This window comes from Pedobacter sp. AC379, from assembly GCF_979258145.1.
This window is the reverse complement of record NZ_OZ409839.1, coordinates 131,259-157,152: the sequence shown is the minus strand read 5'-3', so window position 1 is coordinate 157,152 and position 25,894 is coordinate 131,259. Positions and strand designations below refer to the sequence as shown.

Below are 25,894 nucleotides of genomic sequence, written 5' to 3'. Positions count from 1 at the left end.
GATAAAGCAAATGGCGGGGCTACAGCACCTATGAAATGCTGTCCTTCCGTTTTTAAACAAATAATAATGTTTTACAGTTGATTGAAAATGATCAGGTTTGTGCTTTTGGCATGTGTGGAATATCAGCGGCCTTATCATCATAAATTTGAAATTCCTGATACAAACATTAACTTCATGCTATGGAAACCGATATAATCATTTCAGCAATAAATGAGATACACCAAAAAGCAAACCAGGCTTTAGAAAATAAGGATGTAATGACTTACGCCGCTATATTTAATGAAGATTTAACTTATACGCCTGCTGAAGGTGTTACACTTAATAAGCGCGATTATACGATTGATTTAAAAAAGTATTTTAATCAAATTAAAGAAATCAATACCAGTTATTATCGCATTAAATCATCTTTTGAAAATGAAATTTTTACTGAAAAGATTGCTCGTAAATCGGTTGTTTTAAAGCCGCACCTGCTGATTTTTTCTAAAAAACAAACCGTACAAACCGAAGAAGTTTACCATTGGAAAAAAATTAAAGCAGAGTGGAAGGTTGTAGCAATTGAAATCGTATTGGAGGAGAAATATTAATGACTGAAGACAACAGTGTAAAAGTTCTTTTTAGTTTCTACAGCGATGCCCTTGAAGAGTGGGACAATTGAAACCATGTGGTGCATTATTGTGGATGAAGAAAAGGGTCATTATAAAATAGACAATGTTCCATTTTATGCACCTTTTGCTTGTAACGATCTCATATTTGCTGAACATGATACAGATGAAAAAATGTTAACCTATCGCGAAACAGTCGCTTATTCTGGTCATTCTACTATTCAGGTGGTGCTAATGGATAAAAGGACATCAATAGATAAAATAGTTAGAGTTTTTGAGATATTAGGTGGTAAAACTGAGAAATTTAAAGATGGTTATTTCGTAATCGATATTCCCCCAACGATAAATTATAAGCCTATAAATCTTAAGTTAAATGAATTGCAGGGGAAAGAAGTTATCGGTTATGCCGAAAGTTGTTTGTATGATAAGCATCGATTTCAAATCGCATGTAAGTAGAAATAGTAACTGGCTGATGGATTGAAGCAGGTAATCAATCAAATCACTTGCTAAAATACCCTCTTTAGTCTGTTCAGATTAAGCTGAAAAGGTATCTGTTTCCTGTATTTGGCAAACAAACAGTTTTTAATAGTTGAACTAACCAAGCAGTTATTCGATTCTATTTCAGATTTTTAACTCAAAACCTGAAATGAATTCAGGCTGACGGCCTTAAGTATGTATTCATCTTGTTTCAGATCTCTAACTCAGAACTTAAAATGAATTAAGGTTAATGACTTCAGTACATATTTCTCTTATTCATGCTTCTCAAAAAACCTGTTTCAAAAACCTTTGCCTATAGCATTAACTTTAAAACAAAATCGGTATTTTTGCCGCTTAATTTAGATTACAATATATGTTAAGAACAGTAACTTGTGGTGCATTAAACCTGAATAACTTAGGAGAAAGTGTTACGCTATGTGGTTGGGTACAAAAATCAAGAGATTTGGGCGGTATGACTTTTATCGACATCCGCGACCGTTATGGTATTACTCAACTGGTTTTTAACATGGATGATAATCGTGAGCTTTGCGAAGCCGCACGTACCTTGGGTCGTGAATTTGTGATTAAAACCACGGGAACTGTGGTAGAAAGAAGTAACAAAAATCCAAAAATGGCAACCGGTGATGTAGAAATTAAAGTTTCTGCTTTAGAGATTTTAAATGCTGCAAAGTTGCCTCCTTTCATGATCGATGATGAAACTGATGGTGGTGATGAGTTGCGCATGAAATACCGCTATTTGGATTTACGCCGTAATCCGGTTCGCAATAACCTGGTTTTACGTCATAAAATGGCACAATCGGTCCGCCGCTATTTAGATGCTTTAGATTTTATTGAGGTGGAAACGCCTGTTCTGATTAAATCTACTCCAGAGGGAGCAAGAGATTTTGTGGTGCCTAGCCGCATGAATGAAGGTGAATTCTATGCATTGCCTCAGTCGCCGCAAACTTTTAAACAATTGTTAATGGTATCCGGTTTCGACCGTTATTTTCAGATTGTAAAATGTTTCAGGGATGAAGATCTAAGAGCCGACCGTCAGCCTGAGTTTACCCAAATTGATTGTGAAATGTCTTTCATCGAACAGGAAGATATATTAAATACTTTTGAAGGTTTGATCCGTACTTTATTTAAAGAGGTACGTAATTACGATTTGCCTGAAGTGCCGCGTATGCAATATGCAGATGCCATGCGTTTATATGGATCTGATAAGCCCGATACCCGTTTTGCAATGCAGTTTGTAGAGCTTAACGATCTGGTTAAAGGAAAAGGTTTCCCTGTTTTTGATAATGCTGAACTGGTTGTAGGTATCAATGCAAAAGGTGCTGCTAGCTATACGCGTAAGCAATTGGATGAACTGACCGATTTTATCAAACGCCCGCAGATTGGTGCTACAGGTTTGATTTATGCCCGCCATAACGATGATGGAACCATTAAATCATCTGTAGATAAATTCTTCAATGAAGAAGACCTTAAGCAATGGAGTGAAGCTTTCGGAACGGAAAAAGGCGATTTAATATTAATCTTGGCGGGTTCTACTGATAAAGTACGTAAACAATTAAACGAACTCCGTTTAGAAATGGGTAACCGCTTGGGTTTACGCGATAAAAATACATTCTCTGCCCTTTGGGTATTGGATTTTCCACTTTTAGAGTGGGATGAAGAAACTGAACGTTACCATGCAATGCACCACCCATTCACCTCTCCAAAGCCTGAAGATATAGCCTTATTAGATACCGATCCTAAAAATGTTCGTGCCAATGCTTACGATATGGTTATCAATGGTACTGAAGTAGGTGGTGGTTCAATCCGTATCCATGATAGGGCCTTGCAGGCCTTAATGTTTAAACATTTAGGTTTTAGTGCAGAAGAGGCGCAAAAGCAATTTGGTTTCTTAATGGATGCTTTCGAATTCGGCGCACCTCCACACGGTGGTATAGCTTTCGGTTTTGATCGTTTAACCTCAATTTTCGCTGGTTTGGACTCTATCCGCGATGTCATTGCATTCCCTAAAAATAACTCCGGTAGAGATGTGATGATCGATAGTCCGAGCACTATTGATGATAAGCAATTGAAGGAACTGAAAATTAAGACAGATTTATAAAATAGATCCGTCTTGCTGAACTGGTTTCATCATCTCATTAAAAGACCCTGAATCCCGATTTAAAATCGGGACACGATGGTGAAACGCATAAAAAAAGCCTCAGAATTTAGAATCCTGAGGCTTTTTTATAATATAATTAGCACTTTGCTTATCCAATGAACCGATTGTTAATGAATCATTAGACTAATACGTTTCACTATCTGGCGGAATGCCATAATCGATAAATTTTTTATCTTTTTTCTCTTTCTTTTTACCAAACCAGCTTTTTACCGAATTAAAGATCGCCGATAAATGCTCTGCATCTAATGATTTGCCTACCTTGCCCGATACCAATCCAACAGCTGCCTTGGTTAAAAAGCCAGCCCCTCTGAATATGGTTTTGTTCATAAAGAATGGTAACAGCAATGACATGGCGGTGCCGCTAATGTTTAGTTTTTCATCAGCTTTGAATAAATTATTAGGTGTAGCATATCTTTTAATCAATGCGCCCAATGTAAACTGTTTCAAATAGGCCTTTGCATCTGTTTTAAGCATATTTTGCTTAAGCGTATATGCTACCTTAAGTTCTAATTTTTTTGCCTGCAGGTTTTCCAGGTTGCGGATATCTTTATACCTTTTCATCTTCCTCCTTATCTGCAAGTTTATCAAAGTATTTTCTAATGGCAATATTGATAATTGCTTTCTCTATATATTTATCCTTGGTTAAATATACAATTATGGCCAAAAGGATATAAAATAAGGAAACACAGCCAAATCCTCCCGCGTAGCTACCTAAAACATCAGATAAGTACAGTGCCAGCGTTACAGAGCCAAATAAAAAGGCTAGTATAAAGCAGACAATAACAGTGGTACTGGTTACTAAATCGGCAAATATTTTCGATACTTTTTCTACCAGATAAAGTCTGGTGTATTCAACCCTGGCTTCCAAAAAGCCTTTGGCGTCTTCTACCAGATCTTCAATACTTTTATCTTTATTTTCCTGCATAATTCAGATGAGGTTTAACCGGGCAAAATGCCCGGCTATACAAGTTATTTACTAAGCGTGCTCTACGTCGTCGCTATATTCTTCTTCTACGCTTCTTAATTTCGTTTTAATCGAGCTTACCACTTTTTCTTTTAAACTGGCAAGGTTATTAATTTCGTCAGCAGCTTTATCCTTGATAGAATCACCCAAATCTTTTAGCGATTGGCTTAATTTATCACGGGTTTCATCACCTTTATCTGGTGCGAACAAAATTCCTAACGCTGCACCTGCAGCTAATCCTGCTAAAAGCGCAACTACAACTTTTGAGTTATCATTCATAATTATCTATTTTAAGGGTTTAACAATTAAGTACAATATAAAACTACTACATTATTTTATTGTTAAGCTATATTTATAACTCACTATGCTCATTATTTGTTTTAATTCTTTCCAATCTTTCTGATGCGAGCGTACTCGTCTCATAAATTTTAACAAGCAATATAAAATAAGATAAAAGTAGCGGGCCAAAAACAAGGCCTAATATTCCAAATAAAGGAATACCAATAATTACGCCAATTACTGTAATTATGGGATGAATGTTGCCAACTTTTTTTGCAATAATGAATCTGAGTACGTTATCGATATTAATTACAACTACAAAACCAAAAATAAGCATTGCCCAACCTGCAAAATTATTTCCATTTGCAATTTGTAAAATAGCTGCAGGCACAAAAACAACAGGGGGCCCCAAAACAGGTACAAAAGAAATAAAGGTGGTAATCACTCCCCAGAATACAGGATCTTTGTAGCCTAAAACATAAAATGATAGACTTACCAATGATCCTTGCACCAAACAGATTAATCCTTGCCCAAGTACATTTGCATAAGTTGTGTTTTTCATTTCATCACCAAAACGAAGTGCATTCTGTTCTCTGAAAGGAGCATATTTCACTAAGGAAAATTCGAACTTTTTTCGCTCGATGAGCATAAAGTAGAGTAAAAAGTACATTACCAGTAAACTCAATATAATATTTACTGCACTCGAAATCAGTGAGGGGAAAAGCTGTGTAGCCCAGTTACCCAGTCTGTTTAAGCCATCCTGAATAAGTTCCTGATTAATTTTTACCGGTATAAGGTGCTGTAGCTTAACCAGAATGTTTTTAAAGAAAATCTCATTATTCCGCAACTCTGAAATTTTACTGATTACCATACTACTCAATGCATAGAATGGCAAAACAATTAAAATAATGCTGATGGTGATGAGCAGAATGGCGACAAACCTTTTATTCCAACCTTTATTTTCTGCCAGATGAATATAGGCTGGGCGCATAATGGTATAAAGTACCAATGTGCTTAATATAGCACTAAAAATACCTTGTAGAGAATACGCAATTAACACCCCAAGCGCAATAATAATGACAAGATTAATGTTATTACGCTGTTTGTAGGAGAATACTGACATGTTTAGATAATAGGTACTCTTTAAATGCTAAAATGATCGATTTTGTTTTTCGAATTTAAAATTTATATATGATCATCAAACATGGCCAGCTTGAATTTTTTATAGCGTGTTTTTCCATCTAAATTAAATTTTTCGGGTCTTAAGTGTTGACAAAGTAAATTGCCTTTACACCTCTAAAATAGCTGGACATTCAGCATTCTGTATCGCAATAATTAATTTCTCTGGTTAACTGAGTAATCGCTTGTATTGCAAAACGATTATTTTCCTACAAATACAGCTTTTCTTTTTTCTACAAATGCAGTTACCCCCTCTTTAAAATCGGCAGTTTCAAAGCATTTTCCAAATGATTCAATCTCAACGGCAAAGCCATCAGCATCATTTACCGATGCAATTACTGATTTTATTGCTGCTGATACCGCTAAGGGTGCACGTTGCTTAATTAAATTCAAAATATCCTGTGCCTTGCTTATTAAATCTTCTAGGGGTACAACATAATTTACAAGTCCTATTTTCTCAGCTTCAGTTGCGGTGATCATATTTGCGGTAGTAATCAATTCTATGGCTTTGCCTTTTCCAACCAGCTGGGTTAACCGTTGTGTGCCACCATAGCCTGGTATCAGCCCTAAAGTTACTTCTGGTAAACCCAATTTTGCATTATCAGATGCGATACGCATGTGGCAGGCCATGGCAAGCTCAAGTCCACCGCCCAAAGCAAAACCGTTAATTGCTGCAATAAATGGTTTTGGAGAATTTTCGATGGCATTAAAGACCTCGTTTTGCCCTTTTTTAGCCAATTCCTCTCCCTGCTCACCATTATAATCAGCAAATTCTTTGATATCTGCACCTGCAACAAAGGCCTTTTCGCCTGCTCCGGTTAAAATAATGCCTCTTACTTCATCAGTATTTCCGGCATAGGCAATGGCTTCGGCCAGTTCTGATAAAGTATCTTTATTTAAAGCATTTAAAGCTTTTTCGCGATTTATAGTAAGGTATAGGATATTTTCTTTTACTTCTGATATTAAATTCTGATATGCCATAGCTTAAAAATTTCTGTTTTCTGTAACCCAGTTTTGAATATATTCTACAATGCTTGCCATAGTGGTACCTGGTGGAAATAACTCACCAACCCCCATGCCGGCAAGTTTTAACCGGTCAGCTTCCGGAATAATCCCTCCACCGGTTAATAACACATCATCCATCTGTTTTTCTTTCATAAAATTGATAATTTTCGGAAAAACGGTCATGTGTGCACCCGAAAGGATCGATATACCTATTGCATCAACATCTTCTTGTAATGCCGTGTTAACCACCATTTCTGGAGTTTGACGTAGGCCGGTGTAAATTACTTCCATACCCGCATCGCGAAGCGAGGTTGCAATTACTTTGGCACCTCTATCGTGCCCATCCAAGCCAACTTTAGCCACTAAAACACGGATTGGCCGATTTAATGCTTTGCTCATAAATGAATATTAAGTTGATGTAAATGTATTGATTTTATTAGGTAATTTATAAATAGGATAAATGTGTACTCTGGTTGATGGCTCATTGTTTTTAGCTGTGGTTTTTGTAGGCTATTTGGCCCATAATACTAAAGCATTGGTATTTTCATCGTACTATAATGAAGTTCTGAACCATTAACGATCAACCATGGGCTAATAAACCTATAATCATTGTATAAATCCGCTCAATCTTTTTACCTTTGCATTCCTAATTTACAGGTTTTTATGAGTGAAGAGAAGTCATTGAACTTTATTGAAGAAATTGTTGAGAACGACTTAAATAGTGGTAAGTATGAAACCTTGGTTACGCGTTTTCCGCCGGAGCCTAATGGTTATCTGCACATCGGCCATGCGAAAGCAATATGCTTAAATTTCGGACTAACACAAAAATACGGCGGTTATACCAATCTGCGTTTTGATGATACCAACCCGGTAACTGAAAAAACCGAATATGTAAACAGCCAGCAAGAAGATATTAGATGGTTGGGTTTTAACTGGAAAAACGAATTATATGCGTCAGATTATTTTGACGAGCTGTATGGTTTTGCCGTTAAACTGATCGAAAAAGGTTTGGCTTATGTTGATGAGAGTTCTGCAGATGAAATTGCGGCTTTAAAAGGCACGCCAACCGAACCAGGACAGGATAGCCCATACCGTAACCGTAGCGTTGCAGAAAATTTAGCCCTTTTTACGAAAATGAAAAACGGTGAGTTTGCTGATGGTGCTTATATTTTACGGGCTAAAATTGATATGGCAAGTCCGAATATGTTAATGCGCGACCCGATTATTTATCGCATCAAACATGCTGAACATCACCGTACAGGCAACAAATGGTGCATTTACCCGATGTACGATTTTGCGCACGGACAAAGTGATAGTATCGAGCACATTACACACTCAATTTGTACCCTGGAATATGTTTCGCACCGCGAACTTTATGATTGGTTTATCGAAAAACTGGAGATTTTCCCTTCAAAACAATATGAATTTGCGCGTTTAAACCTTACCAGTACGGTAATGAGTAAACGCAAGTTGTTGCAACTGGTTAACGAGAATTTAGTAAACGGATGGGACGATCCGCGTATGCCTACAATTAGTGGTTTACGCAGAAGGGGTTTTACCCCAAAAAGCGTACGTGAGTTTTGCGAGCGAATTGGTATTGCCAAACGCGAAAATTTAATTGAGTTGAGCTTATTGGAATTTTGTATCCGCGAAGATTTAAATAAAACAGCTAATCGTGTAATGGCGGTTCTTGATCCGATTAAACTGGTAATCACAAATTACGAAAAAGGCACGGAAGATTTAATTGGCGAAAACAATCCTGAGGCAGAAGATGGTGGTGGTACACGTGTAATCCCTTTCAGCAACGAACTTTGGATTGAGCGTGAAGATTTTATGGAAGTACCTGCAAAAAAATGGTTCCGCCTGGCACCTGGCGCAATGGTACGCTTAAAATTCGCTTATATTGTGAAGTGCGAAGATTTTGTTAAGGATGAAAATGGAAACGTTACTGAAATCCGTTGTACCTATATCCCAGAATCAAAAAGCGGTAACGATACCAGTGGCGTAAATGTGAAGGGAACCATCCATTGGGTGAGTGCACCACATGCTAAAACAGCCGAAATTCGTTTGTACGATCGTTTGTTTACCTCTGAAACCCCTGATGCGGAAGAAGGTGATTTTAAAGATTACCTGAATCCTGAGAGCTTAACAGTATTACCAAACGCTTATATTGAGCCAGCTTTGGCAGATGCAGATTTGGAAGGCCGTTATCAGTTTATCAGAAAAGGCTATTTCTGTTTAGACAAAGATTCTACTGCCGATAAATTGGTTTTTAATAGAACGGTAACACTGAAAGATACATTTAAAAAGCCAAACTAGTTTTTACTATTTTTAGGCGATACATAAGGCACAGATGAACACAGATTATTGTGGATTATCTGTGCCTTTTTATGTTATCTTAATTTAGGTGTTCAATAGAAGCGGTCTGCATCAAAAAATTACACTATTCTTTCTGCAATAAACTTTTGACCTTCATTCTCCGGCCTTATAAATCGCCTCCCCGATCTAATATTTTGTATACACATTGTAAAGCACCAAAACATCTACCGGTGTTAAGGTTGATGTAATATCAGATTGGATGTAATGGATCTTAAATGCGGTAATTGCAGCGGCAAGATTACTGGTATCGTAACCGATATATTTTAAAGCCATTTCGGTGTTAAAATCTGCAGGTGGATTTTTTAGCACATCATCATACCAATAGCCAAAACCTTTATCTGCCAGTTTTTTCCAGGGGAAATTTTTTGGGTCATTTTTACGTTTTGGGGCTATATCGGCGTGACCAATAAAATTCGCAGTTGGGATAGAATAAGTTCTCTTTAAGGTAGCCAGTAATTTAATCAAACTATTAATCTGTGCATCGGGCCATGGATCAGTCAAGCCATTGTTATCCAGTTCAATACCGATAGAAGAAGAATTTAGGTCAGTATCTTTTCCCCATTTGCTTATGCCGGCATGGTTTGCACGCAGATAATCATTTACCATATGCACTACCTTCCCATCGCGACTGATTACGTAATGTGCGCTGGTGCCAGCTTTGGTTGAAAAGAATGTTTTGACCGTTTGTGCTAAACTATCCTGTGCGGTATGGTGAATTACTACAAAATTTGGTTTGCGTATCCCAAAATTTACAGAACCAATCCAGGTTTGATTTGTTGCCCCTAGTGAATCGTAAAGTTGACCAACTGGAGGTGTTGTGCCTATTATTTTAGAAAAATCTTTAGCTTTTTCTTTATAAATTTTTTCTGTTGCAGCATATTTACTACTTCCGCAACCAGATAAAACAAGTAGCAGCGGAAAAGCGAAAATAGTGGATAAATTTAATGTTTTGGGATATAACATGGGCATGAATTGTTAGCAAGTTGAAGTTACAAAGTTATGTGAAACTTCATCCAATGCATCAAACTTTATACAAAGCTTTCAAAATTTACTAATTTAGCAGCGATATACATCTATAATGAAGAACTTATACAAATCATCAATATTATTATCTTCCCTGGCATTTGCAATTGGCTCACTGGTATCTTGTACGGGCAATAATAAGCCTTCTGGTGAAAAAAATGTTGTGGTAAAAAATGATAGCCTTACCAATTACGTTGCACAGCGTTTACCCATTTACGAAAGGGTTAAACTGACCACCAATATTAATCAGCTGAGTATAAACGACCGCAAAGTTTTGCCTCTATTGATTCAGGCTGCAGAAATTATGGATGAGCTTTACTGGAAACAGGCTTATCCGCAGAGAGATAGCCTGCTTGCTACCGTTAAAGACGAAAAAACACGCGATTTTATAAACATCAACTACGGCCCTTGGGATAGGTTGAATAACGATAAACCTTTTGTTGAAGGTGTTGGTGCCAAGCCTGAAGGAGCTTCTTTTTATCCTTATGGCATCACTAAGGAGGCGGTTGAAAAATCAGATCTTGCTGATAAATTTGGTGCCTATTCTGTTATTCAGAAAGATAGTACAGGCAAGTTATCTACCGTACCGTATCATGTTTTATTTGCTGCTGAATTGCAAAAGGTAAGCTCTTTATTGAAACAAGCAGCACTAATTGCCGAAGATAAAGGCTTGAAGAAATACCTTAATTTAAGGGCCGATGCCTTGGTTAGTGATAATTTTACGGCAAGTGATTACGCATGGCTGGATATGAAAACCAATGGATTGGATATCATTATCGGGCCGATAGAAAATTATGAGGATAAACTTTTCAATGCCCGCACCAGTTACGAAGCTTACGTACTGATTAAAGATAAAGAATGGAGCAAGCGTTTGGCAAAGTATGTAAAAATGCTCCCTGAACTTCAAAAAAACTTGCCTGTTGCCGCAAAATACAAAACGGAAACTCCAGGAACTGATTCTGAATTAAATGCTTATGATGTAGTGTATTATGCAGGAGATTGTAATGCCGGATCGAAAACGATTGCCGTAAACCTTCCTAACGATGAAAAGATACAGCAAGAAAAAGGTACGCGACGTTCGCAGCTTAAAAATGCAATGCAGGCAAAATTTGATAAGATCCTGGTACCAATTTCTAAAGAATTAATTGAAGCTGACCAACAACAATATATCAAATTCGACGCTTTTTTTGCCAATGTAATGTTCCACGAAGTTGCACATGGTTTAGGCATTAAAAAAACCATTACCGGAAAAGGTTTTGTACGTGCGGCATTGAAAGAACAATACAGCTGGTTGGAAAAGGGGAAAGCCGATATTTTAGGCTTGTATATGGTTACCGGCTTACTTAAAAAGGGAGAACTACAAGGTGATATAAAAGATTATTACACCACGTTTATGGCTGGTATCTTACGTTCGGTACGCTTTGGCGTTTCTGAAGCACATGGAAAAGCAAATATGCAGTGTTTCAACTACTTCCAGGAAAAAGGGGCATTTGAAAGGACCGCTAAAGGAACATATAAGGTCAATTTTGAGAAATTTGCCACAGCTATGAACGATTTAAGTGCTTTTATTATTACACTACAGGGTAATGGCGATAAAGTTGCCGTAGAAAAAGCGCAAAAGGATAAAGCTGTTATCCATCCGGAACTTCAAACAGATCTTGACAGGTTAACCAAAAAGAATATTCCGGTGGATGTAGTTTTCGAACAAGGTGTAGATGTACTTGGTGTAAAATAGAGATTTCCTACCAAAGAGTTTAAAAGCCATAGGTAAGCAGGTACTCACTTGTTTAACTGTGGCTTTTTTGCGTTAAAAATGCGTCAATGTTAAAATGGTTTCATTATTCCCTGCGCAGGCGTGAACATTAAAAGTACGTTGGTAGCGGAAGTGATTAAATTGCTTTTTCCCTCAGCAGTGCCGATTAATTACAGCAAATCAAAACAATTGCTCCCCTACCAAATTAAGATGGGAATTTATTCTTGAACTCTAATCTTGGGACTATTATCATTCAATCCTATATTAAAACCTTCAACTTTTTCAAAAACCTTGTAACCTTTTTAAAATACGGTCGTCTTACCTATAACTTGACAAGCGGAAACCTTTCGTTTCCGGGCTAAACTTTAAAATAAGCAGGCAATTTAATGGAAAGCATATAAACTGTGCTATGGAAATCTTTTTGCCCGGATTTTTTAAATATTTAAACATACCAATGAAAAATTTATACAAGATATTATTTACGTTCTCCTTCTTTTTTACCGGTGTAAATGTTTTTGCACAAACAAACCCTAAAGCCAACATTAGTGGTATAATACTGGATGAAAATAAAAAGCCTGCCGATTATGTTACGGTTGTATTGTTCAAGGCTTCTGATTCGAGTGTGGTTAAAACAGCTTTCACAGATCCTAACGGAACCTTTGGTTTTAATGTTCCAAATAAGGGAAGCTATTATTACAAAGCCAGTAATATGGGTTATAAAACGCTTAAAAGTAAAACAATTGTTTTAACGGAAGATAATCAGAAAATAGATTTTGGCACTGCACAGCTTACTGCAAGCACCCAAAATTTAAAAGAAGTTAGCGTGGCGGTTACCAAGCCGTTAATCGAAAGAAAAATGGATAAGGTGGTGATGAATGTTTCGAACAGTTCGATCATGAGCGGTTCTACTGCGCTGGAGGTTTTGCAAAAGGCGCCAGGCATAACGGTAGATCAGAACGATAACATCTCAATGATGGGTAAACAAGGCGTGTTAATTCAATTGGATGGAAAACAGACTTATATGAGTAGTGCTGATGTGGCCAATTTGCTTCGCAATATGCAAAGTTCTGATATTGAAAGCATTGAGCTGATTACCAACCCATCATCTAAATTCGATGCATCTGGTAATTCGGGTATTATCAACATTAAAACAAAGAAAAACAAAAACGGTGGAACCAACGGCAGTCTTAATGGAATGGCCGGCTACGGCAAAAACTTTAGGGGTAATGCTGGCTTGAGCCTGAACCATAGGACACAAAAACTGAATCTTTTTGGAAATTACAATTACGGAAAAAACAATAGGACGAACCAGATTGATATTGACCGGATTTCGAATGGTAAGAATACAGATACCTACTTTATGCAGTCTGGCTCCAGCCTTCGAAAACAACAAAACAATAATTTTAAGGCAGGTTTAGATTATTTTATCGATAAAAAAAATACGATTGGTTTATTGGTGAACGGTTATTTTAATCATGGAAACGAAGCCTCTGTAAATAACACCTTTATCGGGCCCTCTTTTGTTAAGGTTGATTCCAGCCTGATCACCAACTCATTACAGCAAAACAAATACAATAACGTTTCTTATAATTTAAATTATAGATCTGTTCTGGATACTGCAGGATCAGAAATATCGGCCGATGTAGATTATTCTAAATACAAAGGAAACGATGGGTCTAATTATGAAAACGATTACCGTTTTGCAAATGGAGACAGAATCCGCCCAATAAAATATACCAGGAACAATACGCCATCAATCATTGATATTAAAGCATTTAAAATTGATTATAACGTGGCACTGAACAAAACGGTAAAATTAGAAGCCGGGGTTAAGAGCAGTTGGGTTAAAACTGATAATGACTTACAGGCAGAAGAGTTGATTAACAGTGCCTGGCAGAATGATGTTAAACGGAGCAATCAGTTTATATATGATGAGAATGTTAATGCAGCTTACACCAATTTAAATAAACAGTTTAAAAATACCAGTATACAAATTGGTTTAAGGGTTGAGCAAACCAATTCGAAAGGAAATCTGATTACAAACAATACGGTTGTTGAACGGAACTACTGGGATTTTTTTCCGACATTATTTGTTCAACAAACGCTTTCGAAAAACAATCAGTTAGGATTTTCTTATAGCAGGAGGATAGACCGCCCAAGTTACGATGCTTTAAATCCTTTTATCTATTATTTAGACGAATTTACCTACAGCAAAGGAAATCCGTTTTTAAACCCGCAGTATACACACAATTTTGAGATGAGTTATACGCTAATGCAGAAATACATGCTTACAATAGGTTATAGCAGAGTTAATGATGTAATAACAGAAGTAATATTACCTGATGCGGCAAGTAAATCTTTATATCAAACCAATGCGAATATCGCCACAAACATCAGTTATAATGCCAATTTAAATGTGCCTGTTCAAATTACCAAATGGTGGCAGACGAATAACAATTTAAATGTTTTTTACCTGAGTTTCGAAGCACCAGATTTAGCCGGAAAGGCTTTAAAAACTGGAAAAACGTCTTTTCAGTTTAAAACCCAACAAACCTTTACCATTGTAAGTGGATTTACAGCAGAACTGAGTGGCAGCTATGAATCGCCGCTTGATTACGGAACGTTTTCTATCAGGCCACGTTATTCTATCGATGCCGGTGTGAGCAAAGCCTTGTTTGATAAAAAAGCGAGCTTGAAATTTGCACTATCTGATGTGTTTAACACGTATAAAACAAACTTATCGAGTATATATTCTGGTTTAACCTACGATCTTTATCAAAAAAATGAAAGCCAGATCGGCAGAATCAGTTTTACATACCGTTTTGGCAAGAATGAAATTAAACCTGCCCGCCGCCGTTCCACCGGTACTGAAGCAGAGCAAGGAAGGATGAAAAATTAGGACAGAAAGTGCCCGTACAACCGTCATTCCCAGTTGAGTTGGGAATGATGGTCTTTTTGAATTAGGCTACCATCTTAATCCAAAAACCTGACGACGAAATGCTAAACATTAAAATTTATATTCCATCACATAATCGTCCATAAAGTAGCCTTCACCAATATCAAGCTTTACGGATTCTTTAATGGTAAATCCTCCTTTTAGGTAGAAATCTTTTGCCTTATTATTCTTATTTACATTGAGCTGTAACGCGCTTGCGCCGGCATCTTTAACCTGGTTAAAAACCTCGTTGATCAGGATTTTTCCAACCCCTTTGCCATGTGCAGATGGCACTACATAAAGCTTGTGGAGTTTATAAATACGTTCTTCATGCCCAACTATAGAATACCCCGCAAAACCAAACTGATTTTCGCCCTCCTCGGCAATCAGGAAAATATGTCCTTCCATAAATTGCTTCAGCAACTCTCCTTTGTTGTACATTTTATCCAGCATGTAATCAATCTGTGCCTGCCCGATGATATCAAGGTAGGTTGATGGCCAGGTTGCTGCGGCGATATCCCTGATAATTTCTATATCTTCTTCTTTTGCTTTTCTAAGGGTAATCATATCGGTTCACTAATAAAAATCGGTTGCCCTGAGAAGGTAAATTCTACAAAGCCATCCTTTACCACAATAAAAATTTCGTCCTCATTCTGCGCTAAGTTGGTTACCTCCATGTACCGGTTGCCATGGATAAGAAATTCGCTTCCGGCAGGTTTCCAAACTGAAAAACCTGATTTAATTGGATAATGTTTTGCTTTTTCTGTAAATACCACCAGGTTGATCTGATCTTCAAATCCTGCAAATTTCTCCAAATCGAATTTTTTGGCAATAACATTTACTGCAGGGTATTTCTCTTCATATAAATAATTGATCGCCACCATTAAAGCATCAACAGGCCCCTGGATAACCTTTGTATCTTCTTGTGTTTCCTGCCCGCTACCGTTTACCAAAACATCTACCTTTAAGCCTAAGGAAAATATTTTATCATAATTTTCTCCGTTAACCAAAAGTGTTGGACTCCATTCGAGCAGTTGCCCGAGTAACTCTTCGTTAAAATTTCCAAGCTCATCTATATATAAAGCCGGCTCTTGTTTTTCTTTTACAATATGGTGTGAAGACATAGTGCGAATATATAAATTTCGCATTAAGTAAAATACATCAAGAATCAGAACCGGGTAAAATGATTAACGGTTGTACGGATATTCACTCACCCAATGGAAGCCCCGGTTGATGAGTCTGAAATTTTTGAGGTCTTTCTTTTTAAAGCTTACCGAAATTGAATCTTTCCCTTTCAGCCCTGAAATAATCAGTTTATCTTTGCCTGTCAAGTTATAATTTAAAATATATTGTGCTGATTCTTTATCCTGAGAGTTAAATACCACTTCTTTCTTTTTGGTATTAAAAACTGTTGAAAAATTGTAGGTGCTATCGTTCATTGTTTTTACCCTTGCATAACCCGCATAACTGATAACCATCTGTTTCCATCGCGTGCTGTCGCTAGTTAAAGGTGCTACCGTTTTGCCTCTAAACTTCATGCTTTCTACATCATATATGCCATATAAAAACGGCTTTGGGGCTTCACTGCCATATATTTTTGTTTGTTGAATAAAGGTATAAAGCAAAGTACCAATTGAGGCTGTGATGTACAGATATTTTAAGCCATAGGCAGAAATGTATAGCCAGCGTTTTTTAAAGGTAGGGCGGTACATTTTACTGAGCTGTTGATTTTCATATTTGATAAAGAAACGGTATAAGGTTAAGAAATGCGGGGCAAGTATAAAAAGACTCATTACCACGAGCGCGGTAGAAAGTAGTTTCACCGGAACATCGAAAAAATAGTTCATAGACATTACGTGCGCTGTTGCCGCGAGAGACAAAAACGCGCCAATTACAACTGTTCTGCGGAACAACAATAAAACAGCAGAAACTTCTACAAGGCCCATAAAAATATTATAGCCTTTAGAAAAGCCCAAAAATGTCCATGCCAAACCCATAGGTGAAGCATCGCCGAAAGGCTGTAAAAGCCGGTTTAGCGAAGGATCGGGGAATTGAAGTTTAATAACTTTTATTAAACCATATAATATTAAGGTAAATGCCAGATAAAACCTCACCAATACTACAAGCCAATAATATGCGGCATTATAACTTTTCCGGTTACGATCTAAAACAGACCAGATGATACAGCCGATTACTGAAATTAAAAATATAAAAAGTAACAGTACCCAATCGTAAGAGGTATCACCGCTGCCGTTGGTGGTGATTGTATGATCGTAATTGTAATGGATAATATGTTCAGAAAACCATGGAATTAAATGATGTAACGCCAAACTTGGCAACTGCAGTATGCCCGAAAAAAATGTAAAAGAGCCATTATTATTCAGGATTATAAAAAGAGGAAGTAAAAGAAAGAAAAACCTGAAAGCGATTTTTTTATAAATATTCCAGGAGGTGTTGGTTTGAAGAGCGTTTTCTGACATGTTAGTTTGGGTTTACCCAAAACTAAAAATTATTCAAAGACCTTCAAATTATAAAGTGTTAATTAACAGTGCTTTCTTTAACTAAACTGTAAAAATCCTGATAGGTTTCTATAAAATCATCTGCAAAATTAATTGCTCCTGAAACTGCGATTCCGTAAATGCCTGTATGCATCAACGCTTCTACATCATAGGTTTTAATACCTCCAACAGCAAGCACAGGAAGATTGATGTTTTGATCTTCAAGTTTTTTTACTGCATTTTGATAGCCTTCGATACCCAGATGTGTATAATTATTCGGCTTGGTTTCCGTTTCAGCATAAGGACCGTATCCAGCATAGTCTGCCCCTTCTTTTGCCAGTCTGATTAAATTTTCGGTCGTATTTGCCGATCCGCCTAAAGTAATGTCATCGCCCACCAGTTTACGTAGCGTGATAAAATCAGCATCCATATCTTCTATATGAAAGCCTTGTATATCCGCTTTTCCATTTAAATGAACATGATCGGTTACAATTAAAGTGGTACCCCAATCATCACAGATTTCTGCAATGGCTTTAATATCCTGCAGAAGTTCGTCATCATTCTTGCTCAAACAACGGTATTGAATCCATTTTGCTCCAGCTTCGCAAGCCTGCTGTACCTGTTCGATGTGGCTTAAATGTGGAATATCATGCGTAATGTACTGGAGTTTTTCTATATATTTCATTCTGGATCATGATTGCTGAGATTAGTGGTTATTTATGATCAGCAGGGCAATATAAACAAAATCGCCATTCCAAGTGTGCCTTGCAATGGCGATCTTTTTTTTAGCTTTAGGAATTCGAGCTTACAGCTTTATAGGATGGAAAGTTGTCAACCCTGAATGGTAAACTAAAATTTCACATTCAAGCTAAGCAAAAAGTTGGTGCCTGCCTGTGGATAAAAGAAATTTTCGGTTATTCTGCTTCCTCCTGATTGGTAACCATAGGTATAACCGTTGTTTTCGTATTTTTTATCAAAAAGATTGTTTACCAATAAACCCAGATTGATGTTTTTAACCCCTGCAAATTTAAAATCGTAGCCTAAACGTGCATTGTTTACCCAGTAACCATTAATGGTTCTATCATTGTTCTGCGTATTATCAAGGTATTGTTTGCTTACATATTTACTTTGTAATGCGATAGCAAAACCGCTAAACGGCTTATAAACCAGTTCTCCGAAAAGAACAGCATCTGGTGAGAAAGAAATGGTAGTTAGATTGTAATTGTTTATTACAAATCCGCCATTGTCATAATCTTCATAATATTCGGTAAAATTCTTGATTTTGTTTCTGCTGAATGCGGCATTGGCATTTACCATAAACTGTTTGCTGATGCTGTAAGAACCATCCAGCTCAATACCCAAACGATAACTTTTATCTACATTCTGGCGATAGTTTGCACCCACATCATTGATCTGGCCAGTAACCACCAGCTGATTTTTGTAAAACATTCCGTAAGCATTTGCACCCAGATTGAGTTTATCATCTTTATAGCGGTATCCCAGCTCTACATCATTCAAATGTTCTGATTTGGGTGAAATACCAGCCACACCAGCATCTGTATAATCATCGCGGTTTGGCTCTTTGTTGGCCACACTGAACGAGGCGTATACATTGCTCTGCGGATTGATAAAATATGTAGCACCAACTTTCGGATTAAAGAAATTTAATGTTTCGTTAATTGCCAGTGTATTCAGTTTATTTTCAGTTCCTGCGATATCGTAATATACACGGCGGTATTGCAAATCGGCAAATAAACTCAAAGATTCAACCGGACTGTAGTTTACCTTACCATAAACGTTAAAATCGGTTTTAAAACCTTCGTTATCGTAATAGTGCCTGTCGATATTGCCATTAGAAGCATACTGTGCCCAAATTACCTGTCCAAAATGTGCACCTTTATATTCATTGTAGGCACCACCGAGTGTAAAATTTAAATTCTTGTCGGGTACGTAATTAAAGGCATAGGTAACGCCATAAAAATCATTATCCAGCCAACGGCGACGGATTAAATCGGTTTCGGTAACAGGCGTTCCGCCATTGATATCGACCGGATTTAAGCCATAATTTTTTAATTTATCCTGTACCCTGTATTCTTCGTAGTAACCCTCACCTTTTGTATAGTGTAAGGCACCGTTAAAAGAAAACTGATCAGAAAACTGCCTGGCATAAATTAGCTGATAATGATTTTGGGTATAGTTATCAGTTTGGTTATTGTAAAGGAAGCTATTGTAAGTTCTGCCGGAATTTAAAAGGTTGTCAGCATCTTCTGTGCTTAATCCATTTCTATCGATATAGGCGTTCATGCCAGCTACATCATTTTCTAAACGCGATTGCGGAATGCCATTCCAGGATTGATAGGTTTTTTCCGTGCCTGAAAAAACGTTTACACGCAAAAGATCTTTGTTGCCGTGGTACGCACCAGATAAAAAGTAAGATTTTAGTAATGATGAGCCACGGTCTACATAACCATCAGAACTGATTCTTGATAGGCGGCCATCAAAGCTAAAGCGGTTATTAATTAAACCCGTTCCAACTTTTACAGTGTTCTTCCACGTATCAAAACTTCCATATGTGCTATTTACTTCTGCGTAAGGTTCCAATTCACTGGCAGTTGTTTGGATGTTTAAACTTGCACCAAAGGCACCCGCTCCATTTGTTGAAGTGCCTACCCCGCGCTGAATTTGAACATTATCTACCGAAGAGGCGAAATCGGGCATGTTTACATAAAATGTACCCTGGCTTTCACTGTCGTTAATCGGAATACCGTTAACCGTTACATTGATCCGGCTATTATCGCTCCCGCGGATCCGGATGCCTGTATAACCTACGCCCGCACCAGCATCAGAGTTGACCACCACACCTGGTGTATTTTGAAGAATAAAAGGCAAATCCTGTCCGAAGTTATTCTGTTGGATCTCCTCTTTGCCAATGTTTTTATAGGTGGTCGCCGATTTTTCTGTCGCCCGCGTTGCCCTGACAATTACTTCATCGGCAAGGAAATTCTGGGGAGCGAGTGAGAAATCCAATACCATACTTTGCTTAATTTCAACTGCTTTTTCGGTTGTTTTATAGCCTATATAACTTACTACAATGGTATATTTTCCATTAACCATGTTCGTAATGGTATAATTTCCGGAAGCATCACTTACTACCGCGGTTTTTTGATTTCTCAATTTTACGGTTGCACCCGGAAGCGGTTGCTGATTTTGATCTGTTATTTTACCAGTAACAGAATTCTGTGCCAATGCGATAAAAGGCAACATTGCAACAAGTGCTGCAAAAAGTAAATTTTTCAATTGTATTGTTTTTAGTTAAACCCATCGGAAAAAGGGGTTTCCCCGATTTCAGTTAAACTTCCATAACTCCAATCCCTACGCCGGCATTACCCGGATCAGGTGCATTTATAAGGTTAATGGTTAGGAGATTCAAGTTTCGGTTTTTACCAAATGCTTTTATCTTTTACCTTTCACCTATAAAATGGGTATGTTCTCAGCCTGTTTTTGTGTTTATTAAACAAGGCACCCCTAATGATGCTTCAAAGGTAGAAAATATTTAAGAATAAACGGGTTTTTTGATTAATTGTGAGTCAATAGGGCAAAAATTGACTGTACAATGTAAGATTTGTGATTTTAGACCGTGGAAAGGAGTGGTTCTGTACTTTTGGCCATTTCAGTCCCGGTTTCTGGTACGCGTTCCGATGAAGAATCGGAAGCTCTTCCCTACAATCGGGTTTATTTAGGAAAATTTTGTGCCCTGAAGCAAACCGCTGTTAACTAAACCCGACAGAAGCGGTTCTGATCCTTCATCGGAATTAGCGGATGGCGGGGCTGCAGCACCTATGAAATGCTGTTCTTTCGTTTCCTAAAAAGAAAAACGTTTTATTGTTATGGAAAGAAATGGTTCTGTACTTTTGGCCATTTCAGTCCCGCTTTCTGGTACGCGTTCCGATGAAGAATCGGAAGCTCTTCCCTACAATCGGGTTTATTTAGGAAAATTTTGTGTCCTGAAACAAACCGCTGTTAACTAAACCCGACAGGAGCGGTTCTGATCCTTCATCGGAATTAGCGGATGGCGGGGCTGCAGCACCTATGAAATGCTGTCCTTTCGTTTCCAAAAAAAAACGTTTTTTATTAATGAGAAATGAGTGGTCTGTACTATTTTGGCAATTTCAAAACAGACAAGAATTTGATCAAGAACTATTTATTTATTATAAACCTAAAAAATCATCAATTGCCGCAATTGCATTTGCAAGCCTTTCATTTCCTAAACCACCAATAACTTTATAATTGGCGTTTAGTGCCTGCAGTTCCTTATGCCAAACCTGCATAAAATATTCCCGCTTCTCCGGGAAATCGCGTAGCGGATCATCTTGCCATGGTAAATCGATATCCATAAAAAGATAAAGATCATACGGTCTTTTTGGCAAAGCTTCTAAAACAACTTCCGGAGTTTCGCCAAGTACCTCATCGCTCCAGATTTTTACCGTAACAAAAGTGGTGTCGCAAATAATAAAGTCGCTAAGGGTAGTTACTAAAATGGCATCTTCCAAAGCTACCTGTCCGTAATACATATTTATTTCATCCTGTAACGTATAATCCGTTACTAAATTTTCGCAATAATAACGGGCATACTCCGGCACCCATGATACATGGTAATGCTTTGCCAGTAATTGAGATATGGTAGATTTTCCCGTACTTTCCGGGCCAACAATTGCAATCTTTTTGATATTTTTATTCACGATATTTTTCTGAATACAATCAAATGTAAAAGAAAATGCCTTAAAAGAAAAAATCCGGTTGAGGAGGGCTCCTCTAACCGGATAATAAACCAAACAAACTATTTATGAAGAAATCCTCATAGCGGGTAACTAAGCCGCGGAGGAAGCTTTAGAACAATGTCTAAAGTATATACAAAACGCATATATGTTGAGCTTATTACAACATTATTGCCAATAATAGGCTCATCACAACTTCGTGACTTAATTCTGACGTGTAGGGCTACATTTGCATATTTCTTTTAACACTAATTAACATTTATGTAACTATTGCATATACAGTGTGTACACTCGTGTATAATTTCTAGTACAGTGCGTAATCTGAGTGTTCATTATTTAAAACTATTTAGGCAAAATGGTGTTATTTATTTAAGACATCAACAGCTAAAACGTTATACCATGAAAAAATTATGTGTTGCTTTATCACTAATAATTGTATTTGCATTGGGAGCGATTGCTTTTACAAATGTTAAACTTGGTGGGATAATTGGAAAAATTACTCCGGTGGATGCTGCTTCATCGGTTTCTCTTGTAGCTTCCACAGACACGCTTAGCGCTCAGGTGAATCAAGGTGTTTTTACTTTTACCAACCTTAAACAAGGCGTTTATACGGTGGTAATTAAAGCTAATGCGCCATATAAAGATGCCGTGATAGAAAAGGTGGCCGTAAAAGATAGTGCCACTACCGATTTAGGCGAAATAAAATTACAACAGTAGGCTTTTCAGCAAAAGAAAAATTTATAGAGAGGGCTTTCTAAACCCTCTTTTTTATTTTAAAAAAATCAGCTTAAAATACTTCTAAAGATGTATCTTTGCATCCCGACAGAACAGTTGGGATTTTTTCTTCATACAAGCACAAAATCTCGTTGCTTTCAAGGTTTCAATAGGAACCAATACTTTAGAATTTTAATTATTGTTTAAGCTTTATCATGCCTAAAGACACTTCCATTCGCTCAGTACTGATTATCGGATCTGGACCAATTATTATTGGCCAAGCCTGTGAATTTGATTACTCGGGTTCGCAAGCGGCACTTTCTTTAAAAGAAGAAGGAATTACCGTTTCCATTATCAACTCCAATCCGGCTACCATCATGACGGATAAGGTTATCGGTGACCATGTTTACCTGCGCCCGTTAACTGTTGATTCAATAGAGGTTATTTTACAGGAGCATATCGACTCTGCAGATTTACCTAGAATTGATGCAGTACTTCCTACTATGGGAGGGCAAACCGCACTAAACCTTTGTAAAGAGGCGGAAGAACGCGGTGTTTGGGAAAAATACGGTGTAAAAGTTGTTGGTGTGGATGTTGCAGCAATCGAAAAAACAGAAAACCGCGAAGCTTTCCGCCAGTTAATGGTGGATATCGGCGTAGGTGTTGCTGAATCGAAAATTGCCAACTCATTTTTAGAAGGTAAAGAAGCTGCACAACAAATCGGTTATCCATTGGTAATCCGCCCTTCATATACTTTAGGTGGTTCTGGTGGTGGTTTTGTGCACAAAAAAGAAGAATTTGATGCCGCTTTGAAACGTGGTTTGGAAGCTTCACCAACACACGAAGTATTGGTTGAAAAAGCTGTTTTAGGCTGGAAAGAATATGAGTTGGAGTTGTTAAGAGATAGCAACGACAACGTGATCATTATCTGCTCGATCGAAAATTTCGACCCAATGGGTATCCATACAGGTGATTCGATCACTGTTGCACCTGCTATGACTTTATCAGACCGCTGTTACCAGGATATGCGTAACCAGGCGATTAAAATGATGCGTGCAATCGGCAACTTCGCAGGTGGATGTAATGTTCAGTTTTCGGTTAATCCGGCAAATGACGAAATTATCGCCATCGAAATTAACCCGCGTGTATCACGTTCATCAGCATTGGCAAGTAAGGCAACAGGATATCCAATTGCAAAAATTGCTGCAAAACTGGCAATCGGTTATAACCTTGATGAAATTGAAAATCAGATTACCAAAACAACTTCGGCATATTTTGAGCCTACTTTGGATTATGTAATTGTTAAAGTACCACGCTGGAACTTTGATAAATTTAAAGGAGCGAACAAAGAGCTAGGTTTACAAATGAAATCTGTAGGTGAAGTTATGGCGATCGGCCGTACCTTTATCGAAGCATTGCAAAAAGCTTGTCAGAGTTTAGAAATTAACCGCGCAGGTTTAGGTGCCGATGGCAGACAAAACCGCAACATCAACGAAATTATGGATGGCCTGGAGCACGCTTCATGGAACCGTCTGTTTTTAATAAAAGATGCCATGACAATGGGTGTGCCTTTGGAATCGATCCGTAAGGTTACTAAAATTGATAAATGGTTCTTAAACCAGATTCAAGAACTTGTTTTGCTTGAAACTGAATTAAAAAGATATTCCTTAAACAATATCCCTCAGGATTTCTTCGTAACGCTTAAACAAAAAGGTTTCTCTGATATTCAGATCGCCTGGTTGTTGGGCAATGTTACCGAAGATGAAGTTTACGATCGCCGTAAAGCTTTAGGAATCAACAGGGTATATAAAATGGTGGATACTTGTGCTGCGGAATTCCCTGCCAAAACACCATATTACTACTCTACTTTTGAAGAAGAGAACGAATCTGTTCCGTCTGATAGGAAAAAGGTAATTGTATTGGGATCAGGGCCTAACCGTATCGGTCAGGGTATCGAATTCGATTACTCTTGCGTACATGGCTTATTGGCTGCAAAGGAAACGGGTTTCGAGGCCATCATGATTAACTGTAACCCTGAAACGGTTTCTACAGACTTTAACATGGCCGATAAATTATACTTCGAGCCGGTATTTTGGGAACATGTTCGTGAAATCATCGAGCTTGAGAAACCTCTTGGCGTAATCGTTCAATTGGGTGGTCAAACTGCTTTGAAAATGGCAGAGAAACTAACCGAAAAAGGCATCAAGATCATCGGAACATCTTTCGAAAACATGGATATCGCCGAAGATCGCGGCCGTTTTTCTGATTTATTGAAAGAATTGGATATTCCTTATCCAAAATATGGTGTCGCTGAAAATGCTGAAGAAGCAATTGTTGTGGCAAATGAGGTAGGTTATCCGGTACTGGTTCGTCCGAGTTATGTATTGGGTGGACAAGGCATGAGCATCGTAATTAACGATGAAGACCTAGAAAAAGCAGTAGTGAAGTTACTGGGCGATTTACCAGGAAACCGCGTATTGATCGATCACTTCCTGGATAGAGCAGAAGAAGCGGAATCTGATTCGATTTCTGATGGTGAGGATGTTCATATTGTAGGTATGATGGAACACATTGAGCCAGCAGGTATCCACTCAGGAGATTCATTTGCAGTGTTACCAACATTCAGCTTATCAGAAACTGTAACTAAAGCAATGGAAGAATACTCGATCAAAATTGCAAAAGCTTTAGATGTGAGAGGTTTGTTAAACATCCAGTTCGCTATCAAAGATGAGAAAGTTTATGTAATCGAGGCAAACCCTAGGGCATCGCGTACGGTTCCTTTCATCGCAAAAGCTTACGATGTACCATACATTAATATCGCAGCGAAGATTATGTTGGGTGTGGCAAAACTGAAAGATTTTACGATTGTTCGTAAACTAGAAGGTTACGCAATTAAAGAACCGGTTTTCTCTTACGAGAAATTTCCTGAGGTAGCGAAAGAATTAGGTCCTGAAATGAAATCCACAGGTGAGGCAATCCGCTTCATTAAAGATTTAGAAGATCCTTACTTCCGTAAGCTGTATAAAGATAAGTCGATGTATTTGAGTAAGTAATCCACTTACTGAATTTATAAAATAGCAATGGCCAGTGATTCTTCACTGGCCATTTTTGTTGGAGTTGTATCGGACGGCT

21 protein-coding genes are annotated in these 25,894 nt (G+C 37.7%); 8 read left to right on the top strand and 13 right to left on the bottom strand.

Annotated elements, in window-relative coordinates:
• Positions 1 to 179: 179 nt before the first annotated feature.
• From ACZZZW_RS00685 to aspS, 3 genes are all read left to right on the top strand, one after another.
• A complete protein-coding gene (locus ACZZZW_RS00685; RefSeq protein WP_463492002.1) occupies positions 180 to 584 on the top strand; it encodes a hypothetical protein in 405 nt (134 codons plus the stop codon).
• A 45-nt stretch (positions 585 to 629) separates the two neighbouring features.
• The gene (locus ACZZZW_RS00680) at positions 630 to 1,058 is read left to right on the top strand and encodes a DUF4265 domain-containing protein (RefSeq protein WP_463492001.1); all 429 of its coding nucleotides are present in this window, start codon (positions 630 to 632) and stop codon (positions 1,056 to 1,058) included.
• Between the two features lie 394 nt (positions 1,059 to 1,452).
• Positions 1,453 to 3,198, top strand: a complete 1,746-nt coding sequence (gene aspS / locus ACZZZW_RS00675) for an aspartate--tRNA ligase (RefSeq protein WP_055902778.1) — start codon at positions 1,453 to 1,455, stop codon at positions 3,196 to 3,198.
• Positions 3,199 to 3,381: 183 nt separating this feature from the next.
• On the opposite strand, the gene ACZZZW_RS00670 is transcribed toward aspS, so the two are convergent.
• From ACZZZW_RS00670 to ACZZZW_RS00645, 6 genes are all read right to left on the bottom strand, one after another.
• Positions 3,382 to 3,819, bottom strand: coding sequence for a hypothetical protein (locus tag ACZZZW_RS00670; RefSeq protein WP_055902775.1), 438 nt, complete (start codon positions 3,817 to 3,819; stop codon positions 3,382 to 3,384).
• The gene (locus tag ACZZZW_RS00665; protein ID WP_055902772.1) at positions 3,806 to 4,183 is read right to left on the bottom strand and encodes a phage holin family protein; all 378 of its coding nucleotides are present in this window, start codon (positions 4,181 to 4,183) and stop codon (positions 3,806 to 3,808) included. Before ACZZZW_RS00665 ends, ACZZZW_RS00670 begins: the two co-directional genes overlap by 14 nt.
• Positions 4,184 to 4,234: 51 nt before the next feature.
• Positions 4,235 to 4,501, bottom strand: coding sequence for a YtxH domain-containing protein (locus ACZZZW_RS00660; protein ID WP_055902768.1), 267 nt, complete (start codon positions 4,499 to 4,501; stop codon positions 4,235 to 4,237).
• Between the two features lie 73 nt (positions 4,502 to 4,574).
• A complete protein-coding gene (locus tag ACZZZW_RS00655; protein ID WP_055902765.1) occupies positions 4,575 to 5,624 on the bottom strand; it encodes an AI-2E family transporter in 1,050 nt (349 codons plus the stop codon).
• Between the two features lie 257 nt (positions 5,625 to 5,881).
• The gene (locus ACZZZW_RS00650; RefSeq protein WP_463492000.1) at positions 5,882 to 6,661 is read right to left on the bottom strand and encodes an enoyl-CoA hydratase/isomerase family protein; all 780 of its coding nucleotides are present in this window, start codon (positions 6,659 to 6,661) and stop codon (positions 5,882 to 5,884) included.
• A gap of 3 nt (positions 6,662 to 6,664) precedes the next feature.
• Positions 6,665 to 7,084, bottom strand: coding sequence for a cobalamin B12-binding domain-containing protein (locus tag ACZZZW_RS00645; RefSeq protein WP_055902760.1), 420 nt, complete (start codon positions 7,082 to 7,084; stop codon positions 6,665 to 6,667).
• Positions 7,085 to 7,348: 264 nt separating this feature from the next.
• Between ACZZZW_RS00645 and ACZZZW_RS00640 the strand changes: the two genes are divergently transcribed.
• Complete coding sequence (locus tag ACZZZW_RS00640; RefSeq protein WP_463491999.1) at positions 7,349 to 9,004, top strand: glutamine--tRNA ligase/YqeY domain fusion protein; 1,656 nt, start codon at positions 7,349 to 7,351, stop codon at positions 9,002 to 9,004.
• Between the two features lie 186 nt (positions 9,005 to 9,190).
• Here the strand turns inward: ACZZZW_RS00640 and ACZZZW_RS00635 are convergent, their stop codons facing one another.
• Positions 9,191 to 10,027: an N-acetylmuramoyl-L-alanine amidase gene (locus ACZZZW_RS00635; protein ID WP_463491998.1), complete on the bottom strand. Its 837-nt coding sequence runs from the start codon at positions 10,025 to 10,027 to the stop codon at positions 9,191 to 9,193.
• Between the two features lie 115 nt (positions 10,028 to 10,142).
• Between ACZZZW_RS00635 and ACZZZW_RS00630 the strand changes: the two genes are divergently transcribed.
• On the top strand, positions 10,143 to 11,822 hold the full coding sequence (locus tag ACZZZW_RS00630) for a dipeptidyl-peptidase 3 family protein (protein ID WP_463491997.1): 1,680 nt from the start codon (positions 10,143 to 10,145) through the stop codon (positions 11,820 to 11,822).
• A 472-nt stretch (positions 11,823 to 12,294) separates the two neighbouring features.
• A complete protein-coding gene (locus ACZZZW_RS00625; RefSeq protein ID WP_463491996.1) occupies positions 12,295 to 14,739 on the top strand; it encodes an outer membrane beta-barrel protein in 2,445 nt (814 codons plus the stop codon).
• Between the two features lie 108 nt (positions 14,740 to 14,847).
• On the opposite strand, the gene ACZZZW_RS00620 is transcribed toward ACZZZW_RS00625, so the two are convergent.
• From ACZZZW_RS00620 to ACZZZW_RS00595, 6 genes are all read right to left on the bottom strand, one after another.
• The gene (locus ACZZZW_RS00620) at positions 14,848 to 15,342 is read right to left on the bottom strand and encodes a GNAT family N-acetyltransferase (RefSeq protein ID WP_055902744.1); all 495 of its coding nucleotides are present in this window, start codon (positions 15,340 to 15,342) and stop codon (positions 14,848 to 14,850) included.
• Complete coding sequence (locus tag ACZZZW_RS00615) at positions 15,339 to 15,899, bottom strand: thiamine pyrophosphokinase (RefSeq protein ID WP_463491995.1); 561 nt, start codon at positions 15,897 to 15,899, stop codon at positions 15,339 to 15,341. The genes ACZZZW_RS00620 and ACZZZW_RS00615 overlap by 4 nt, the downstream gene beginning before the upstream one ends.
• 63 nt (positions 15,900 to 15,962) lie before the next feature.
• Complete coding sequence (locus ACZZZW_RS00610; RefSeq protein ID WP_463491994.1) at positions 15,963 to 17,255, bottom strand: hypothetical protein; 1,293 nt, start codon at positions 17,253 to 17,255, stop codon at positions 15,963 to 15,965.
• Between the two features lie 58 nt (positions 17,256 to 17,313).
• Positions 17,314 to 17,958 carry a thiamine phosphate synthase gene (locus tag ACZZZW_RS00605; RefSeq protein ID WP_463491993.1) on the bottom strand — a complete coding sequence of 215 codons (645 nt, stop codon included), beginning with the start codon at positions 17,956 to 17,958 and terminating at the stop codon, positions 17,314 to 17,316.
• Between the two features lie 164 nt (positions 17,959 to 18,122).
• Positions 18,123 to 20,570: a TonB-dependent receptor gene (locus ACZZZW_RS00600; RefSeq protein ID WP_463491992.1), complete on the bottom strand. Its 2,448-nt coding sequence runs from the start codon at positions 20,568 to 20,570 to the stop codon at positions 18,123 to 18,125.
• A gap of 911 nt (positions 20,571 to 21,481) precedes the next feature.
• Positions 21,482 to 22,012: an AAA family ATPase gene (locus ACZZZW_RS00595; RefSeq protein WP_463491991.1), complete on the bottom strand. Its 531-nt coding sequence runs from the start codon at positions 22,010 to 22,012 to the stop codon at positions 21,482 to 21,484.
• Positions 22,013 to 22,447: 435 nt separating this feature from the next.
• On the opposite strand from ACZZZW_RS00595, the gene ACZZZW_RS00590 reads away from it, so the two are divergent.
• Together ACZZZW_RS00590 and carB are read left to right on the top strand one after the other, a co-directional pair.
• Positions 22,448 to 22,765, top strand: a complete 318-nt coding sequence (locus ACZZZW_RS00590; RefSeq protein ID WP_055902734.1) for a hypothetical protein — start codon at positions 22,448 to 22,450, stop codon at positions 22,763 to 22,765.
• Positions 22,766 to 22,977: 212 nt separating this feature from the next.
• Complete coding sequence (gene carB, locus ACZZZW_RS00585) at positions 22,978 to 25,815, top strand: carbamoyl-phosphate synthase large subunit (protein WP_055902731.1); 2,838 nt, start codon at positions 22,978 to 22,980, stop codon at positions 25,813 to 25,815.
• Positions 25,816 to 25,894: the final 79 nt, after the last annotated feature.

What these genes read in the sequence shown, in the direction of transcription:
- ACZZZW_RS00635 (WP_463491998.1), bottom strand. Translation starts at nt 10,027, where the DNA reads ATGTTATATCCCAAAACATTAAATTTATCCACTATTTTCGCTTTTCCG.
- ACZZZW_RS00625 (WP_463491996.1), top strand. Translation starts at nt 12,295, where the DNA reads ATGAAAAATTTATACAAGATATTATTTACGTTCTCCTTCTTTTTTACC.
- ACZZZW_RS00615 (WP_463491995.1), bottom strand. Translation starts at nt 15,899, where the DNA reads ATGTCTTCACACCATATTGTAAAAGAAAAACAAGAGCCGGCTTTATAT.
- ACZZZW_RS00610 (WP_463491994.1), bottom strand. Translation starts at nt 17,255, where the DNA reads ATGTCAGAAAACGCTCTTCAAACCAACACCTCCTGGAATATTTATAAA.
- ACZZZW_RS00650 (WP_463492000.1), bottom strand. Translation starts at nt 6,661, where the DNA reads ATGGCATATCAGAATTTAATATCAGAAGTAAAAGAAAATATCCTATAC.
- aspS (WP_055902778.1), top strand. Translation starts at nt 1,453, where the DNA reads ATGTTAAGAACAGTAACTTGTGGTGCATTAAACCTGAATAACTTAGGA.
- ACZZZW_RS00590 (WP_055902734.1), top strand. Translation starts at nt 22,448, where the DNA reads ATGAAAAAATTATGTGTTGCTTTATCACTAATAATTGTATTTGCATTG.
- ACZZZW_RS00655 (WP_055902765.1), bottom strand. Translation starts at nt 5,624, where the DNA reads ATGTCAGTATTCTCCTACAAACAGCGTAATAACATTAATCTTGTCATT.
- ACZZZW_RS00670 (WP_055902775.1), bottom strand. Translation starts at nt 3,819, where the DNA reads ATGAAAAGGTATAAAGATATCCGCAACCTGGAAAACCTGCAGGCAAAA.
- ACZZZW_RS00680 (WP_463492001.1), top strand. Translation starts at nt 630, where the DNA reads ATGCCCTTGAAGAGTGGGACAATTGAAACCATGTGGTGCATTATTGTG.
- ACZZZW_RS00620 (WP_055902744.1), bottom strand. Translation starts at nt 15,342, where the DNA reads ATGATTACCCTTAGAAAAGCAAAAGAAGAAGATATAGAAATTATCAGG.
- ACZZZW_RS00660 (WP_055902768.1), bottom strand. Translation starts at nt 4,501, where the DNA reads ATGAATGATAACTCAAAAGTTGTAGTTGCGCTTTTAGCAGGATTAGCT.
- ACZZZW_RS00605 (WP_463491993.1), bottom strand. Translation starts at nt 17,958, where the DNA reads ATGAAATATATAGAAAAACTCCAGTACATTACGCATGATATTCCACAT.
- ACZZZW_RS00630 (WP_463491997.1), top strand. Translation starts at nt 10,143, where the DNA reads ATGAAGAACTTATACAAATCATCAATATTATTATCTTCCCTGGCATTT.
- carB (WP_055902731.1), top strand. Translation starts at nt 22,978, where the DNA reads ATGCCTAAAGACACTTCCATTCGCTCAGTACTGATTATCGGATCTGGA.
- ACZZZW_RS00665 (WP_055902772.1), bottom strand. Translation starts at nt 4,183, where the DNA reads ATGCAGGAAAATAAAGATAAAAGTATTGAAGATCTGGTAGAAGACGCC.
- ACZZZW_RS00685 (WP_463492002.1), top strand. Translation starts at nt 180, where the DNA reads ATGGAAACCGATATAATCATTTCAGCAATAAATGAGATACACCAAAAA.
- ACZZZW_RS00645 (WP_055902760.1), bottom strand. Translation starts at nt 7,084, where the DNA reads ATGAGCAAAGCATTAAATCGGCCAATCCGTGTTTTAGTGGCTAAAGTT.
- ACZZZW_RS00640 (WP_463491999.1), top strand. Translation starts at nt 7,349, where the DNA reads ATGAGTGAAGAGAAGTCATTGAACTTTATTGAAGAAATTGTTGAGAAC.